Below are 14918 nucleotides of genomic sequence, written 5' to 3'. Positions count from 1 at the left end.
TGCTCGATGGTGTCTAGTTTGTCTGCGTAGGTTCATCCATCAGATCACTGACTGCGCTGATGAAGGCGTTGCCACGCTGTGCGTAGGAGCTGAATTGATCCATGGACGCCGCCGCCGGGGCCATCAGCACGGTATCCCCGGCCGTGGCCAGGGTGGCCGCCTGGCGTACGGCCCGGGTCATCACCCGCGACCCGCTCGGGGCGGTGCCGTCGGGATCGGTGGCCGCGCTGGTGATGTCATGGACCGGTACCGTCGGGGCGTGTTCGGCCAGGGCCGCGAGCAGCGTGGCGTTGTCGGTCCCGATCAACAACACCCGTTGCAGCCGTTGTGCATGTTTGCTGACCAATGCAGCGTAGTCCACGCCCTTGGATACGCCCCCGGCGATCCACACCACCTTGCCGAAGGCGCTGAGCGAGGCATCGGCGGCGTGTGGGTTGGTGGCCTTGGAATCGTTGATCCACAGGATCTCATCGCGTCGGGCGACAGCCTGGATCCGGTGTGCTCCGGCGTCGAATCCGGTCAGTCCGCGGGCGACGGCCTCCGCCGGCACCCCGTAGGCCCGGGTTAGTGCGGCGGCGGCCGCGGCGTTCGCCGCGGTGTGCCGCGGCACGATCTGCCCGATCTGCTCCAATGCCACCAGTTCGGCGGCGCTGTTGCGCCGGTCCTCGATGAAGGCGCGGTCCACCAGCAGCCCCTCGACGATGCCCACCATGGACAGCCCCGGGGTATCGGTGGTGAAGCCGACGGCACGGCAGCCCTCGACGACATCGGCGTTTTCCACCATGGTGATGGTCTCGGGCGCCTCGTTGTTGAAGATCGCCGCGACCTGGGTGCGTTCGTAGATTCGGGCCTTGTCCTGCCGGTAGCCGTCGAACCCGCCATGCCAGTCCACGTGGTCCTCGGCCAGGTTCAGCACCACGGAGGCCAGCGGGGAAATACTGTGGGTGTAGTGCAATTGGAAGCTGGACAGTTCCACCGCCAGCACGTCGTACCCTTCCGGATCACGTACCGCGTCCAGGATCGGGGTGCCGACATTCCCCACGGCGATGGCCTTGTGCCCGGCCGCGAGCAGGATCGCTTCGGTCATGCCCACCGTGGTGGTCTTGCCGTTGGTCCCGGTGATCACCAGCCATTGGGGGCTCTTTCGTCCCTCGCAGCCCTGGACCCGCCAGGCCAGTTCGACATCGCCCCAAATGGCGATCCCCGCTTGCGTGGCTTCGGCCAGCACCGGATGGCGTGGGTTCCAGCCCGGTGAGGCGATCACCAGTTGGGGTTGCTGCCCGTCGACGCGTGGCAGGGCCGAGACATGCTCGGCTCCCAGCAACACCTGGTGGGCACCGACGATGGTGAGGGTCTCGGCCCGTTGCCGGGTCAGCTCATCGTCCTTGGAATCGATCACGGTAACCGTGGCCCCGAGTTCGATCAGCGTATCGGCGGCCGAGAAGCCGGTGACGCCCAGTCCGGCGACCACCACCCGCAGCCCCTTCCAGTCCGCGTCCCAGCTGGTCAATTTGTCCAATGATTCACTCACAGTGCGACAACCCATTCGGAGTAGAACAGACCCAGCCCGGCTGCCACGAACAGGCCTGCCAGGATCCAGAAGCGGACAACAACGTTTTCCTCGGACCACCCGGAGAGCTCGAAGTGGTGTTGCAAGGGAGCCATCTTGAACACGCGTTTGCCGCCGGAAAGCTTGAAGTAACCGACCTGGATGATCACCGACAGCGCGATCAGGACAAACAGACCCGCGATGATGACCAACAGCAGCTGGGTACGGGAGAGGATGGCCATGGCCGCCACGGCACCGCCAATGGCCAGCGAGCCGGTGTCACCCATGAAGATCTTGGCCGGCTTGGCGTTCCACCACAGGAAGGCAACCAGTGCCCCGGAGATGGTGGCGCCGAACAGCGCCAGGTCCTGCGGGTCACGCACCGTATAGCAGACCTCGGTCGCGTTGGCCAGGGAGCAGGCCTGGTTCTGCTGCCAGATCCCCATGAGGGTGTACGCACCGAAAACCATGATCGATGCGCCGGTGGCCAGCCCGTCCAGTCCGTCGGTGAGGTTCACGCCGTTGGTGGTGGCGGTGACAATGAAGTTCGACCAGATCACGAAAAGCACCAGGCCCAGCATCGGGCCGGCGAATGCCAGGTTGATCTCGGTATCGCGGAGGAAGGAGATCGCGGTGGATGCCGGGGTCAGTCCCTGGTCGTTGGGGAACTGCAAGGCCAGTACCGAGAAGCTGATACCCACCAGGGCCTGCAGTACGATCTTCTGCCAGGCACGCAGGCCCAGCGACCGCTTCTTGGCGATCTTGATGAAGTCGTCGAGGAAGCCGACCAAGCCCATTCCGCCAAAGAGCAGCAACACCAGCAGGCCGCTGGCGGTGATCCCCGCACTGGTTCGTCCCAGCGCCGCCAGGATCCCATGGGTGAGGAAGTAGCTGATGAACACCGATAAGATGATCACCACCCCGCCCATGGTCGGCGTCCCGGATTTCACCGAGTGCGAGTTCGGGCCGTCATCGCGGACCACCTGGCCGTACTGTTTCTTGGTCAGCAGCCGAATGTACAGCGGCATCACCACCATGGTCAGCACCAGGGCGATTCCTGCCCCCAAAATTAATGCGATCACGCTCCGCGGCCTTCCTGTGCCTGTGCAACGATGTCATCTCCGAGGAAACGCAGTCCGGCACCATTTGATGACTTGAACAATACAATGTCCCCCGGTCGAAGCTGTTCTTTAAGGAATTCTCTGGCTTCTTCCACATCGTGTACGTAATGCGCCTCGTCACCCCAGCTGCCTTCCAGGACGGCGGAGTTGTAGGCGGGTTTCGCTTCGGCGCCAACCACCAGGAGTTTCTTGATATTCATCCGCACCGCCAGGCGGCCGAGTACATCGTGTTCCAGAATCGAATCCTTGCCCAGTTCCAGCATGGCTCCCAGCACCGCCCAGGTGCGCCGGGCCCGGCCCTGTTCGTCGGGCAGGCCGAGTTCTGCCAGGGTCACCAAGGCGGCACGCATCGAATCCGGGTTGGCGTTGTAGGCGTCGTTGATGACGGTGACCCCATCTGCCCGTTCACTGCGTTCCATGCGCCAGCGGCTTCCGGCACCCAGCCCGTCCAAGGTGGCGGCGATCCGGCCGGGTGCCAGACCCAGCTCGTAGGCTGCGCTGGCCGCGGCGGCGATATTGGTCGCGTGGTGCCGCCCGAGCAGCCCACTGGTGACCCGGTGCGCGCTGCCATCAGGGAAGTTCAGCACCATGCCCACCCGTCCGTGCCGGTCGGTGCCGACCTCACTGGCCCAGACGGCGGCTTGCGCAGGTGTGGCCCCGGTGGTCCCGAAATAGGACACCGGCGCCGTGCTACGTGAAGACATCCGTGCCACACGGGCATCATCATGGTTCAACAGGGCGCGGCCGCCAGCGGGCAAGGCCTCGACCAGTTCACCCTTGGCTTTTTCGATGTTCTCCACGCCACCGAATTCGCCGGCGTGGGCGCTCCCGACACACAACACCACACCGATGTCGGGTTTCACCATCCTAGTCAGGTAGCTCAGGTGCCCGATCCCGGTAGCGCCCATCTCGATTACCAGGTACTTGGTGTCCTCGGTGGCGCTGAAAATCGTCAGCGGAACACCGACTTCACCGTTGTAGGAGCCGATTGGCCAGACCGTCGGGGCTTCCTGGGACAACAGCTTCGCCAGCAGGTCCTTGGTGGTGGTCTTTCCAGCCGATCCGGTGATCCCCACCACCACCGCCTTGTTGCGCGACTTCAGGTAGTCGACCACGTGGGCGGCGATCCGTCCCATGGCCACGACCGCATCGGCCACAATCACGGCGGGGTGCACCTGGCGTTGCTCGTCGAAGGTCTCGCGTTCGGCCAGTGCCGCCACGGCACCAGCGTGCAGGGCGGAATCGATAAAGGCGTGGCCATCGGAGAACTCTCCGGGCTTGGCCACAAAGAGGGCACCGGGGCCGACCTCACGGGAGTCGGTGGTGATGGCGGCGATCACCGTTGCGGGGTCGACCGTGGAGGTCGCCCGGCCACCGGTGATGGCAAGGATATCTTGGATGGACAGTTCAATCATGGCACTTAGGACTTTACACTCAGGCGGATTACTCGATGGATTGTGCGAAGGCGGAAACCGGGGTGTATCCGTGTTTGGCCAATGATTTGGCCAACTCCTCGCGGTCGTCAAGCGACACGTCAATTCCTGCAACTTCTTGGTAAACTTCGTGCCCCCGTCCGGCCACCAGGATGGCATCCTCGGCATTGGCCAAACTCACAGCGAACTCCACGGCTCGGTCGCGTGGCGCGACGTTGTGCAACTCGACCTCCAGCCCGTCGGCCTCGATGGCCTGCCGGGCTCCGGCTTCCACCTGGTCGCGGATCGGCCCCGGCGCCTCGTCATGAGGATCGTCATCGGTGACGATCACCACGTCGGCGTGCCGGGCAGCCACCGCGCCCATATCGGGCCGCTTGCTGGTATCGCGTTCACCGGTGGCTCCGAAAACAATGATCCGTCGGCCTGCCGCGGTTACGGGAAGCGAGTCCAGGGCCTTGGCCAGGGCATCGGAGTTGTGGGCGAAATCAACGACCGCAACCGGCCGTTCGGCGACCACCTGCATCCGGCCGGGAACAGACAGCGAAAACGGGTCCCGTGAATCCAGTGCCTGTTGCACGGCTGCGGGATCCGCACCACTGGCCAGCACCATGGCCAGGGCCAGTGCGGCATTGGCGACGTTGAATGCCCCTGGCAGCCCGGTGCGGGCCCGCAGCTGCACCCCATCCCGGCTGGCCAGGGTGAAAGTATGCCCCAGACCGCTGGCATGGATCGTGCTCACCGTCCAATAGGCATCGGCATTCGCGGCATCCAGGCTCAGTCCCTGCACCTCGATCCCCGCTTCGGCGGCCAGCTTGCGGCCGTAATGATCGTCAACCAATACCACGGCCCGCCGTGAACGTCCGGGGGTGAACAACCGGGCCTTGGTGGCGAAGTAGTCGTCCATGGACCCGTGCAGGTCCAGGTGGTCCTGGGTCAGGTTGGTGTAACCGGAGACGGCGAATTCCAGGCCGTCCACCCGCCCGTAGCTCAGCGAATGACTGGAGACCTCCATGGCCACCGAGTCCACGTCCTGCTCGGTCATCCGGCCCAGCACCCCGTGAAGCTGGGTGGCCTCCGGGGTGGTCAGGACGCTGGGGATGATCTTCCCGCGCGCCGACATCTCGATGGTGCCCACGATCCCGGTGGCCCTGCCCAGCGCTTCAAGCAGGGCACGGATCATGAAGGTCGTGGTGGTCTTGCCGTTGGTCCCGGTCACCGCGAACAGCTCCGGGGTGCGCAGGTTCGTGCCGTAGATCGTCGCTGCCACGGTGGCGGCCACCGCCCGGACATCGGTCACGACGGCGACCGGCACGCCAGGCTCCGGACCGATGATCTCGGATCCCCTGGTGTCGGTGATAACGGCCCGGGCCCCGTGCCGCAACGCCGCGGACAGGAACTGGGCACCATGGCGTTTGGCACCGGAAATGGCCAGGAAGACATCCCCGGGCTGGACTGTCTGCGGGTTCAGACTGACCCCGCTGATCTTCAAGTCGGCAGGTCCGGCCGTACCGGTCACCGCGTTGACGGCCTCGCAGATCGTTGGCCAGGCAACCGGCACCGGACTGCTGGGGCGCAGGTACCGTTCCAGATCGCGCGGTGTTTCCTGCTCGTGGTTTACCAAGGTTTTTTCTGTTCCTTACCGATGAAGACATTGTAGGTATCGGGTTCCGTGGAGGATGGCGGCACGTTGAAGGTGTTCAACGTGTGGCTCATGACCTCGGTGAAGGTATCGGCCACGGAGAACTGCTTCCAGTCGCCCTGCGGCCGGTACATCGTGGCAACCACCACGAATTGCGGGTCATCCAGCGGGGCGACCCCGGCGAAGGAATAGGTGTAGCCGTCATAGCCACCCGATTCCCCGGCGGCCTGACCGGTACCGGTCTTGCCTCCCACCCGGTAACCCGGAATCTTCATTTTAGTACCGGTGCCTTCCTCAACGACCGATTCCATGAGTTTAAGCATCTCGTCTGCTGTTGCCTTTTTCACAACCCGGGTTTCCTCGGGAACCGCGGCCGCCTCCTGGCTGCCGTCCTCGTTGATGTACCCCTCGATCAGGCTCGGTGCGATACGCACTCCCCCGTTGGCCAGGGTCTGGAAGATCGATGCGGTATGCAGCACGGTCTGCGAATAGCCCTGGCCGAACATGGTGGTGAACTGCTGGCGGCGATCCCAGGTGCCTGGTTCGGCCAATTGACCCTTGCTGGCGCCGTTCAGACCCAGTTGGATGGACTCGCCCAGGCCGAATTTGCGCATGTAGTCGTAGCGCTGCTGGTTGCCCAGGGTCTCGCCGACCATGACCGTACCGGTGTTGTAGGAACGGGCGAAGATCCCGGAGACCGTCATGTCGTAGGTGGCATGCGGCAGCGAGTCGTTGATGGTTTCGTTCTGCACGGTGTACTTGTTCGGCACCGTGAACTGGTCGGTGGGCTTGACCTTGCCGGCGTCGATGGCCGCGGCGAAGATCGCCGCCTTGCCGGTGGAGCCCGGTTCGAAGGCACGGGTGATGGAGACCGAACGGCGGAACTCGCCCGGGGTCGCCCCCGGGTCGTTGGGATCCATTTGCGCGGAATCGCCGATGGCCAGGATCTTGCCTGTCTTGACCTCCTCGACCACCACGGACACCCATTCGGCATCGAACTCGGCGCGTTTCTTCTCCGCTTCACGCTGGGCCACGAAGTTGATATCCGAGTCGATGGTCAGGTGCACATCCTGACCGTTGATGGCCGGCACCTCCTCGACATCCGCAACCGCGATGCGCACCCCGTCGGCACCCACCTCGATCTTGCGACTGCCGTCGGTGCCACGCAACCGGTCTTCCTGGCTCAGCTCTAGCCCTTCGGCTCCCACCACGGAGGTCTGGTCTTCGGAATTGCGCACAAAGCCGAGCAACGGGCCGGCAATGACCCCTTGCGGGTACTGGCGTTCACTGCGTAGCTGGGAAGCCAGGCGCGGCACACCGATCTCCATGACCTCGTTCTTGATCTCCGGGGTGACCCCCTTGGCGACCACCACATACCCCTTGGGCTTTTCACCATCGACAGGGATGATGGCTTCGGAGACCTGCGCAACATCCTGTTCCAGGATCACGGCGATTTCCTCCGCGGCCTGCTCGTAGGTCACCCGTTCGCGTTCGTTGGACCCATCCAGTTTCTTGCGGGAGTAGGTTTCCTTTTGCCCACGCTGGTCGATGACCAGGTCGTAGCGGTCCACGCTGACCGCCAGGATGGTGCCGTTGCGGTCGACAATGGAGCCGCGGGTCGGCGGAATCACCTGTTCGCGTAGGCGATCCTGTTGCGCCTTGTCGGCTACCTGCGCGGCATTGATGCCCTGGACATAGAACAGCCGTCCGGCAATGGCCAGCAGCGCGGCCAGCGACAGGATAAGAATCAGCCGCATTCGTCGTTTCGCTGTGTCAACGGTCGTTGGGTTCACGATCCAGCTCTTTCCCCTCAACTTATGGTTTGACAGCGAATGTTGCCGCCAGCTTCTAGCTTAGAAAGGGTTGACTAGTTTGCCGGGGATTTGACCGACGGAGCGGGAATCGTGCCGCCGTTCAGCTCCTGGCTATCGAATACCGGCCGACCATCGGAGGACTGTTCACGGACCTTCGGCTCGGTTGCGGCCGGCTTGGCGGCGGATGCCTCCTGCCCGCTGGTCTTGGCATCCGGCACCATGGCTTCGGCGCCGTTGCGTTTCTCCTCGGCGGCCTTCTTCTGGTTGGCTTCGGCGATCTTCGCGCTTTCGGCATCGTTGCTGGCCTTGGAACGGATGCTCTCGCCGGGCAGGGGTAGGCTGGCGTAGTCCGAGTTGGCGTCATCGGCCTTCGGGGCGGATTCGGCCTGCTGGCTGATGCTGGATGATTCCAGGTCCACCAGCCCCGGAGCAGCCGGGGCGACCAGCCCCAGTTCCTTGGCCTGCTTGGCCAGGGTCTGCGGGGCCGCCAAGGACTGGGCTTCCTTCAGCAGCGTCTGGTTCTCCTGGGACAACACCCGCTCCTGGTTACGCAGCGATACCATTTCGTACTGACGCTGGGCCACCGAGGTATTGAGCAACACCAGCGAGACGATGACCGCAAAGGCCAGCAGGACCAGCACCGAGACCATCAGGATCAGCGGCCGGCGACGCCGCTGATTGCTGTTGGGGACCAGGGAAAGGGTAATACGGCGTTTGGAATCAATAAAGGGAACTTCGCTGGCCGCCACCGGTTCTGGGCGCGCTACCTTGGCCGTTGCCCCATCCACCAGCTGCTGGGCAGCAAGCGCGGAGGTCTTCGGCAGTCGTCGCGGGGCACGTTGGCTCATGCTAGCTCCTCTTCAGGATGCGCTCCACAGCCCGAAGCCGGGCCGAGGCAGCGCGAGAGTTTTCAGCGATTTCCTCTTCGGTGGGTTTCTCGGTCCCCTTCGTGAGTACCTTGAATTCCGCCTTGTGTTCGTCTAGTTCGACCGGGAATCCCACGGGTGCCGAGGATGTCGATCCCTTGACGAAGAATTTCTTGGTGATCTTGTCTTCCAGCGAGTGGTAGCTCATCACCACGACGCGACCACCGGTGTTCAGGACGTCCATGGATGAAGGTATGGCCCGTTCCAACACGTCGAGCTCTTCATTGACCGCAATCCGCAGGGCTTGGAAGGTGCGCTTGGCCGGATGGCCGGAGGTTCGTGCTGCGGCGGCAGGGACAACAGAACGGATGACCTCCACCAGCTGGGCGGTGGTACTGATCCGCTGTTGCTCGCGGTGCTTCACGATCGCATGGGAAATTCGGCCGGCGAATTTGTCTTCGCCCCACTGCCGGATGATCCGTTGCAGTTCTTCCCTCGCCAAGTCGTTGACCAGGTCCTCGGCCGTAGGCCCCTCGGAGGTGTCCATGCGCATGTCCAGCGGCGCGTCATAGGAGTACGCGAAGCCGCGCTCGCGCTCATCTAGCTGCAGGGAGGAGACTCCGAGGTCGAAGAGCACGCCGTCTACACCGGTGAAGCCCAGGTCCTGGACCACCTCGGCGATTTCGTCGTACACAGCGTGGACCAGGTCGGTCCGTGCTGCGTAGGGTTCAAGCCGGGCCCCTGCCAAGGACAGGGCCTGCTCATCGCGGTCCAGCCCGATCAGGTGCAGGTTTTCAAATCGTTGCAACAGGGCCTCGGAGTGTCCTCCCATACCCAGGGTGCAGTCCACGACAACGGCTTGGCGGTTTTCGGCGTTGGCCCGTTCAATGCCCGGTGCCAGCAGATTGATGCAACGATCCAGCAGGACTGGAATATGCCGCTCTGATGTTGGCCGCGCGTCGCCGTTCGCTGGCATTGTGCCCCCTTGTCGCCGTGTCGTCGTGCTGGAATCAGATCCCCCTCCAACCCCAAGTGCGTGGCACGGTTCTGGCTCCGGGGAAGTGGAGTCAGACTCGTGCTGCCTTAAGGTGGCTGGAGATCTCATCCCAGCGATTTACCCCAGTATCGGAAGTTTCCCTACCCAAGGCCGGGTAGTTCATCCTCGTCCGTATCGGAGAAGGCTTCCTCCTGCTGCCGCAGGTATTCCTGCCAAGCCTCGGTGTCCCAAATTTCAATGCGGTTGCCTGCACCGATCACCGTGACTTCACGGTCAAGCGCCGCATAGGTACGAAGCATTGAAGGAATGGTGACCCGCCCCTGTTTATCCGGCACTTCATCCGACGCCCCGGACAGGAACACACGTGCGTAATCCCGAGCCCGGCGGGAGGACAGTGAAGCTTGCGCTAGTTGCTCGTGCTGCTTCTCGAATTCCCGCTGGCTGAAGACGTAGATGCACCGTTCCTGTCCGCGGGTCAGAACCAATCCGTAGGACAGTTCATCGCGGTATTTTGCAGGAAGAATCAACCTCCCCTTGTCATCAAGGCGCGGTGTATACGTCCCTAAGAACATGCACACCGCCTTTCACAAGAAGTGGTGATTCAGCCATCTCCCTCTACTACGCTCCACTTTACTCCACACCCCTCCACTGTCAACGCGCCAAAACCGGGTTTCGCCGTTAAATAGAGAAAAGATCCGCGAATTTTCAGGGATCTTTCAGTGGGGCTGAGGGTGGAGGGGTTTTGCTTCTGGACGGCCACGAGGCCGGCGAATGGACGCTGATTCCGCGTCTTTCCGGGTTTCCAACGGTAGATACCGGAGCGGTGGAGGAAAGTGGGGGCGCAAGGGGGCCAATGACGCGGCTGCCTGATACAGGGTGTTTCGATTGATTCCTAGGAGATTGCCCAGAATCGGTGGAGCGCAGAAGAAGTCATGTGATTTGCGGCAAACAAAAGGCACGATCCGATGGATCGTGCCTTTCACCTCTGATAAACGTGCCTTAGTGGCCGTTTTGGTCCCGCTTGCGCTGGTTCCATTTTTCTTCAAGACCGGTCATGAATTGCGAATTCCCGCGGCCGGTACCCTTCGCCCCACCGGGGGCCGAAGTGCCTCCGATCTTCCCCGTCGAAGACTTGGTCAGTGCCAAGGCCACTCCAGCAAACATCACGATGAATCCGATAACCCCGATAATGACCAGTTGCTGCGAAATACCGAAGATCAGCGCGCCAAGACCAATGATTACGACCAATGCACCCAGCGCGATATGCCGGGTGGAAAGCCTGCCGGTGTTCCCAGGCGCCTTCATATTGGAAGCAAAGCGACGATCTTCATGCAACTGCTTTTCCAGCTGTTCCAGCAGACGTTGCTCATGCTCGGATAGCGGCATCGTCCTCTCCTCCCAATCACTTCCATGACGGTTTGTACCGCCGTCACTTCATAGAACGTCCAGAAGCCGGGATTTGTTCCGGCTTATTCTTCTATGTACCTTCAAGGATAGTCTTTCAGGATGCCCGTCTGCTAGTTGATCTCGCATTCTGGTGAAACCTTAGGGTATTGATCATTCGTCGCTGGGCGATTTGGGCGCTTTGACCAACCTGGCGGGAGTCAGCCTCCCACCGGGAAACCGCAGTGCAATGGAATCGGCGACTTTTTCGGCTTCACGCGTTTTTTCCTCCATAGGGTCCAGACTCAGCTGAAGCCCGTTGTCACCATCAGCCAGTTTCTCCACTCTGACTCCGACCAGTCGCACGGCTTTCTCCAAGGGCTGGAGCTTCCTGAACAGTTCAACCACACCTTGGCTGATCTGCGAAGGTGAATCACTGGGAACCGGCAAGGTCTTAGAACGGTTAACCGTCGTAAAGTCCGCGTACTTGATTTTGATTCCCAGGGTTTCGGCAAGTTTCGAACTTCCGCGTAGCCGGGTGGCGACCTTATGGCTCAACTGAACCAGTTCGTCTTCAAGGTGTCGGGCATCCCACAGATCCGTGTCAAACGTATGTTCAGCGGACAATGATTTTTCCTTACGCACCGGCTCCACTTTCCTGTCATCGATCCCATGGGCCAATTGGTACAGGTTCTTCCCGTGCTCGCCGAAGCGCTGGATGATCGCGGCCTCCGGGAATGCCGCCAATTGGGCCACAGTCTCTATACCGGCCCGGTGCAGCTGTTCAAGGGTTCGTTGCCCTACACCCCACAAGGCACGCACCGGAAGCTGGTGCAGGAACTCCAGGGTACGCCCAGGGGCAACCACGACCAGCCCATCGGGTTTGGCGTGTTCCGAGGCCAGCTTGGCTACGAATTTGTTTCGGGCCACACCCACGCTCGCCGGAAGTCCAAGTTCGCTGGCCAGGTGACCCTTGATCATCCGGGCAATCGCGACCGGCCCTCCGAGCCGGCGCATGCTTCCAGTAACGTCCAGGAAAGCCTCATCGATGCTCAGCTGTTCGACCAATGGAGTAATCGTGGAGAAGTACTGCATGATGAGTGAGGACATCCGAGAATACGATCTGTGGTCCGGTTCGATGATCACGGCGTGTGGCGCCAGTGCCTGGGCTTGGGACATGGGCATTGCAGAGCGCACCCCCATGGACCGGCAGTTGTAGGATGCCGAGAGAACCACGCTGCGGCCAGCAGGGAAACCGACAATGACCTGCTTGCCGACCAGCTCGGGACGGGAGAGCAATTCTACGGAGACGAAGAACGCGTCCATGTCGACATGCAAAATGGCTCGCTCGGGCTTGGCGTTCATGTCCATAGTCTAGTGAGAGTGTCCGACACGTGGGTAGCGATCGTGAAGCCAGCTGGCGGCTGCATTTGCACTTGTCTGACCGGAAGTGAGTTCGCGGTAGAGTGGAGATATCCACTTCCCCCTTCGCTCCCCCAGAGAAATTGGATTCGAATGTCTTTGCCACAGTCCATCGTTGACCTTGCGCCTGAAGCTGAGAAGCTGACCCGGACTTACATGCAACGCGTGGCTGTCACCCTCGACGACTTCTTGGCTGAGAAGGCGCTAGAAGTCGGATCCATCACCACCAGTGCAGTGGCACTGGTGGATGCGATCAAGGCGCTCACTCGTGGCGGAAAACGACTTCGTCCGGCCTTTGCGTTTTGGGGATTCCTTGGTGCTGGTGGCCAGTCGGAAACCAATGACATAGTCAAAGTCGGTGTCGCTTTGGAACTCTTCCAAGCTGCCGCCTTGATTCATGATGACTTGATTGACCGTTCGGACACCCGCCGTGGTCAGCCCAGCGTCCATAAGCGATTCGAAGCCCAGCATCTTGAGCTACAGCTAGACGGGGATCCGGCTCATTATGGTGGGGCCAGCGCCATCCTCGCCGGCGACCTGTGCCTATCGCTCAGTGAAGAGGTCTTCGCTTCCGTCGAATCGGTAGGTCCGGCTGCCCGCAAGATTTTCAACCAGATGCGAACTCAGGTCATGGCCGGACAGTATCTGGATATCCTCGAGGAATCCGCCGGTTCGTCTTATGACCCCGCCGAGGCCGTCAAACGTGCACGTACAATCGTGCGCTACAAGTCCGCCAAGTATTCCACGGAGAATCCGTTCCTGCTCGGTGGCGCCCTGGCTGGTGCCGGGCCGGAACTCCTCGCGTCCTACCAGGCCTTCGCATTGCCTCTGGGTGAAGCCTTTCAACTCCGTGATGACGTACTGGGGGTATTCGGCGATCCTTCGGTTACCGGCAAACCTGCGGGGGATGACCTGCGTGAAGGCAAGCGCACAGAGCTGATCGCCCACGCTATGCTGCTAGCCGATACGGAATCCAAGAGCCTCATTGCCCGTCGCCTCGGGGCCCCGGATCTGAGGGACGACGAAGTCGAACAGATCAGCACGATTCTTCGAGAGTGCGGAGCCTTGGCCGAGACCGAGACCGATATTGCCCAATTGACCAATGACGCAATGGCGGCGATGTCCAAGATTCCCGTTCATGACCTCGCGCTGGCCGGAATGTCATTTCTTAGCGATGCCGTGACCAAACGGAGCAAATAGTCAACATTCGATAAAGTTCGACTGCCCACTCCTCAACGAATACCCGTTCAGACAAAAATTGACCCGTTGGCCAAGAACTTTGGCCAACGGGTCAATTGCATCTACCAGGCCATTGACTGTGCCCTGCGGCGAATCTCGGTTTTCCGCCCCGCTCGCAGTGCGTCCATGGGAGTTCCGGGCAAGGTGTCATCCTCGGTGAACAACCAGCGAACCGACTCTTCGTCGGTAAACCCTGCGTCCTGCAACACGCTCAGTGTCCCTTTGAGGCTCTCCACCACCTGACCATCCATGACGAATAGTGCCGGAACAGAGCGGACCCGTCGTTCCCCTACGCGCAGTGCGACGATTTTTCGGTCATCAATCAACCGGTGAATTTGGCGGATATCAACATCCAGCTCTTCAGCCAGATCCGGTAGCGCCCGCCATTCACCTACAAGGTTCTCAATTTCTTTCACCCTTAAAGGTTCCCACAATTTCGCCACGGCGTATAAAAAGATCGGGAAACCCCGTCCCACTGGTTTCCATGCGACTCACTAGTAGTGTAAATTTTCAGGTATCACTTTGATAACAATTGCAACACGATCCACATGAGCATCGACTGACTCATCGTGTTCGTCTTGCCGGCGTTTTCACCGAAGCCTTTAAAACGAGGAAGAATTCATGCCCCAAGTTTCGAATCGAGTCACCAAGAGTGCGCTAGGTGCCGTCGCTGGTGCTGCAATTCCCGCTGTTGTCCTGGGAAGCCTTGCAGCAGTCCCGGCGCAGGCCGCGCCTGTTGAGTTGCAGAGTTCCTCGCTTCTAGCACCCAAGGGTGTTACCGCTGAAACAGTGAAGATCGCCGAGGAACACATCAAGGCCAACTTGCTTGCCTCGCGTATTCCGACTCTTGGGTTTCCTGCACAGCAGCAGCTCAAGGAGATCAAAGTTGCCGAGGGCTCGTCACTGTGGACCCTGGCCCGGGAGTACGACACCACCGTGGCCGAGTTGAAGAAGATCAATGATCTTGACGGCGACCTGATCCGTGCGGGCCAGAAGCTCAAGGTCCCGGGCCAGCCGGAGAAGTCCTCGGCCGCAAAGCAGACCTCGACCAACGCCAAGGGCTCAACAAACCTGTCCGGCTCCAGCTACACCGTCAAGGCCGGCGACACCATGGGACACATCGCCTTGGCCCTGGGCGTCTCCCTGACCGAGGTCCGCAAAGCCGCAGGCAACCCCTCCGGCGACCGGATCACCATCGGACAGAAACTGAACTTCGGATCCAGCGGATCATCCTCAACAAAGCAGACCTCGACCAACGCCAAGGGCTCAACAAACCTGTCCGGCTCCAGCTACACCGTCAAGGCCGGCGACACCATGGGACACATCGCCTTGGCGCTGGGCGTCTCCCTGACCGAGGTCCGCAAAGCCGCAGGCAACCCCTCCGGCGACCGGATCACCATCGGACAGAAACTGAACTTCGGATCCAGCGGATCATCCTCAACAAAGCAGACCTCG

Annotated in this window: 13 protein-coding genes; 2 read left to right on the top strand and 11 right to left on the bottom strand. The window is 61.3% G+C overall.

Going from position 1 to position 14918, the window contains the following annotated elements; translation table 11 throughout:
- Positions 1-13: 13 nt before the first annotated feature.
- The 10 genes from murD to dinB form a co-directional block, all read right to left on the bottom strand.
- Positions 14-1546: a UDP-N-acetylmuramoyl-L-alanine--D-glutamate ligase gene (gene murD / locus OK351_RS02685; protein WP_265155810.1), complete on the bottom strand. Its 1533-nt coding sequence runs from the start codon at positions 1544-1546 to the stop codon at positions 14-16.
- Complete coding sequence (gene mraY, locus OK351_RS02680; protein ID WP_265155809.1) at positions 1528-2631, bottom strand: phospho-N-acetylmuramoyl-pentapeptide-transferase; 1104 nt, start codon at positions 2629-2631, stop codon at positions 1528-1530. The genes murD and mraY overlap by 19 nt, the downstream gene beginning before the upstream one ends.
- Positions 2628-4085 carry a UDP-N-acetylmuramoyl-tripeptide--D-alanyl-D-alanine ligase gene (gene murF / locus OK351_RS02675; RefSeq protein ID WP_265155808.1) on the bottom strand — a complete coding sequence of 486 codons (1458 nt, stop codon included), beginning with the start codon at positions 4083-4085 and terminating at the stop codon, positions 2628-2630. Before murF ends, mraY begins: the two co-directional genes overlap by 4 nt.
- Before the next feature lie 28 nt (positions 4086-4113).
- Positions 4114-5724, bottom strand: a complete 1611-nt coding sequence (locus OK351_RS02670; RefSeq protein WP_265155807.1) for a UDP-N-acetylmuramoyl-L-alanyl-D-glutamate--2,6-diaminopimelate ligase — start codon at positions 5722-5724, stop codon at positions 4114-4116.
- Positions 5718-7499: a peptidoglycan D,D-transpeptidase FtsI family protein gene (locus tag OK351_RS02665; protein WP_265155806.1), complete on the bottom strand. Its 1782-nt coding sequence runs from the start codon at positions 7497-7499 to the stop codon at positions 5718-5720. Before OK351_RS02665 ends, OK351_RS02670 begins: the two co-directional genes overlap by 7 nt.
- Positions 7500-7609: 110 nt before the next feature.
- Positions 7610-8404 (bottom strand): cell division protein FtsL, encoded by a 795-nt coding sequence (locus tag OK351_RS02660; protein WP_265155805.1) that lies wholly within the window; start codon positions 8402-8404, stop codon positions 7610-7612.
- 1 nt (position 8405) lies between these two features.
- Positions 8406-9398 carry a 16S rRNA (cytosine(1402)-N(4))-methyltransferase RsmH gene (gene rsmH / locus OK351_RS02655; RefSeq protein ID WP_265155804.1) on the bottom strand — a complete coding sequence of 331 codons (993 nt, stop codon included), beginning with the start codon at positions 9396-9398 and terminating at the stop codon, positions 8406-8408.
- Between the two features lie 161 nt (positions 9399-9559).
- On the bottom strand, positions 9560-9991 hold the full coding sequence (mraZ, locus tag OK351_RS02650) for a division/cell wall cluster transcriptional repressor MraZ (RefSeq protein ID WP_265155803.1): 432 nt from the start codon (positions 9989-9991) through the stop codon (positions 9560-9562).
- 427 nt (positions 9992-10418) lie between these two features.
- On the bottom strand, positions 10419-10805 hold the full coding sequence (locus OK351_RS02645; protein WP_265155802.1) for a DUF3040 domain-containing protein: 387 nt from the start codon (positions 10803-10805) through the stop codon (positions 10419-10421).
- A 171-nt stretch (positions 10806-10976) separates the two neighbouring features.
- A complete protein-coding gene (gene dinB / locus OK351_RS02640) occupies positions 10977-12167 on the bottom strand; it encodes a DNA polymerase IV (protein ID WP_265155800.1) in 1191 nt (396 codons plus the stop codon).
- Between the two features lie 150 nt (positions 12168-12317).
- Here dinB and OK351_RS02635 point away from each other — a divergent pair, with 150 nt between their 5' ends.
- Complete coding sequence (locus tag OK351_RS02635) at positions 12318-13424, top strand: polyprenyl synthetase family protein (RefSeq protein ID WP_265155799.1); 1107 nt, start codon at positions 12318-12320, stop codon at positions 13422-13424.
- A 101-nt stretch (positions 13425-13525) separates the two neighbouring features.
- On the opposite strand, the gene OK351_RS02630 is transcribed toward OK351_RS02635, so the two are convergent.
- Positions 13526-13879, bottom strand: a complete 354-nt coding sequence (locus OK351_RS02630) for an Rv2175c family DNA-binding protein (protein WP_265155798.1) — start codon at positions 13877-13879, stop codon at positions 13526-13528.
- Between the two features lie 373 nt (positions 13880-14252).
- Here OK351_RS02630 and OK351_RS02625 point away from each other — a divergent pair.
- Positions 14253-14918 (top strand): LysM peptidoglycan-binding domain-containing protein (locus OK351_RS02625; protein ID WP_265155797.1); only part of this gene is annotated, 666 nt, incomplete at its 3' end.

Source organism: Glutamicibacter sp. MNS18 (assembly GCF_026107515.2).
In the GTDB taxonomy this organism is placed as follows: domain Bacteria; phylum Actinomycetota; class Actinomycetes; order Actinomycetales; family Micrococcaceae; genus Glutamicibacter.
The sequence above is the reverse complement of the archived record's forward strand: the minus strand, read 5'-3'. Positions and strand labels throughout refer to the sequence as shown.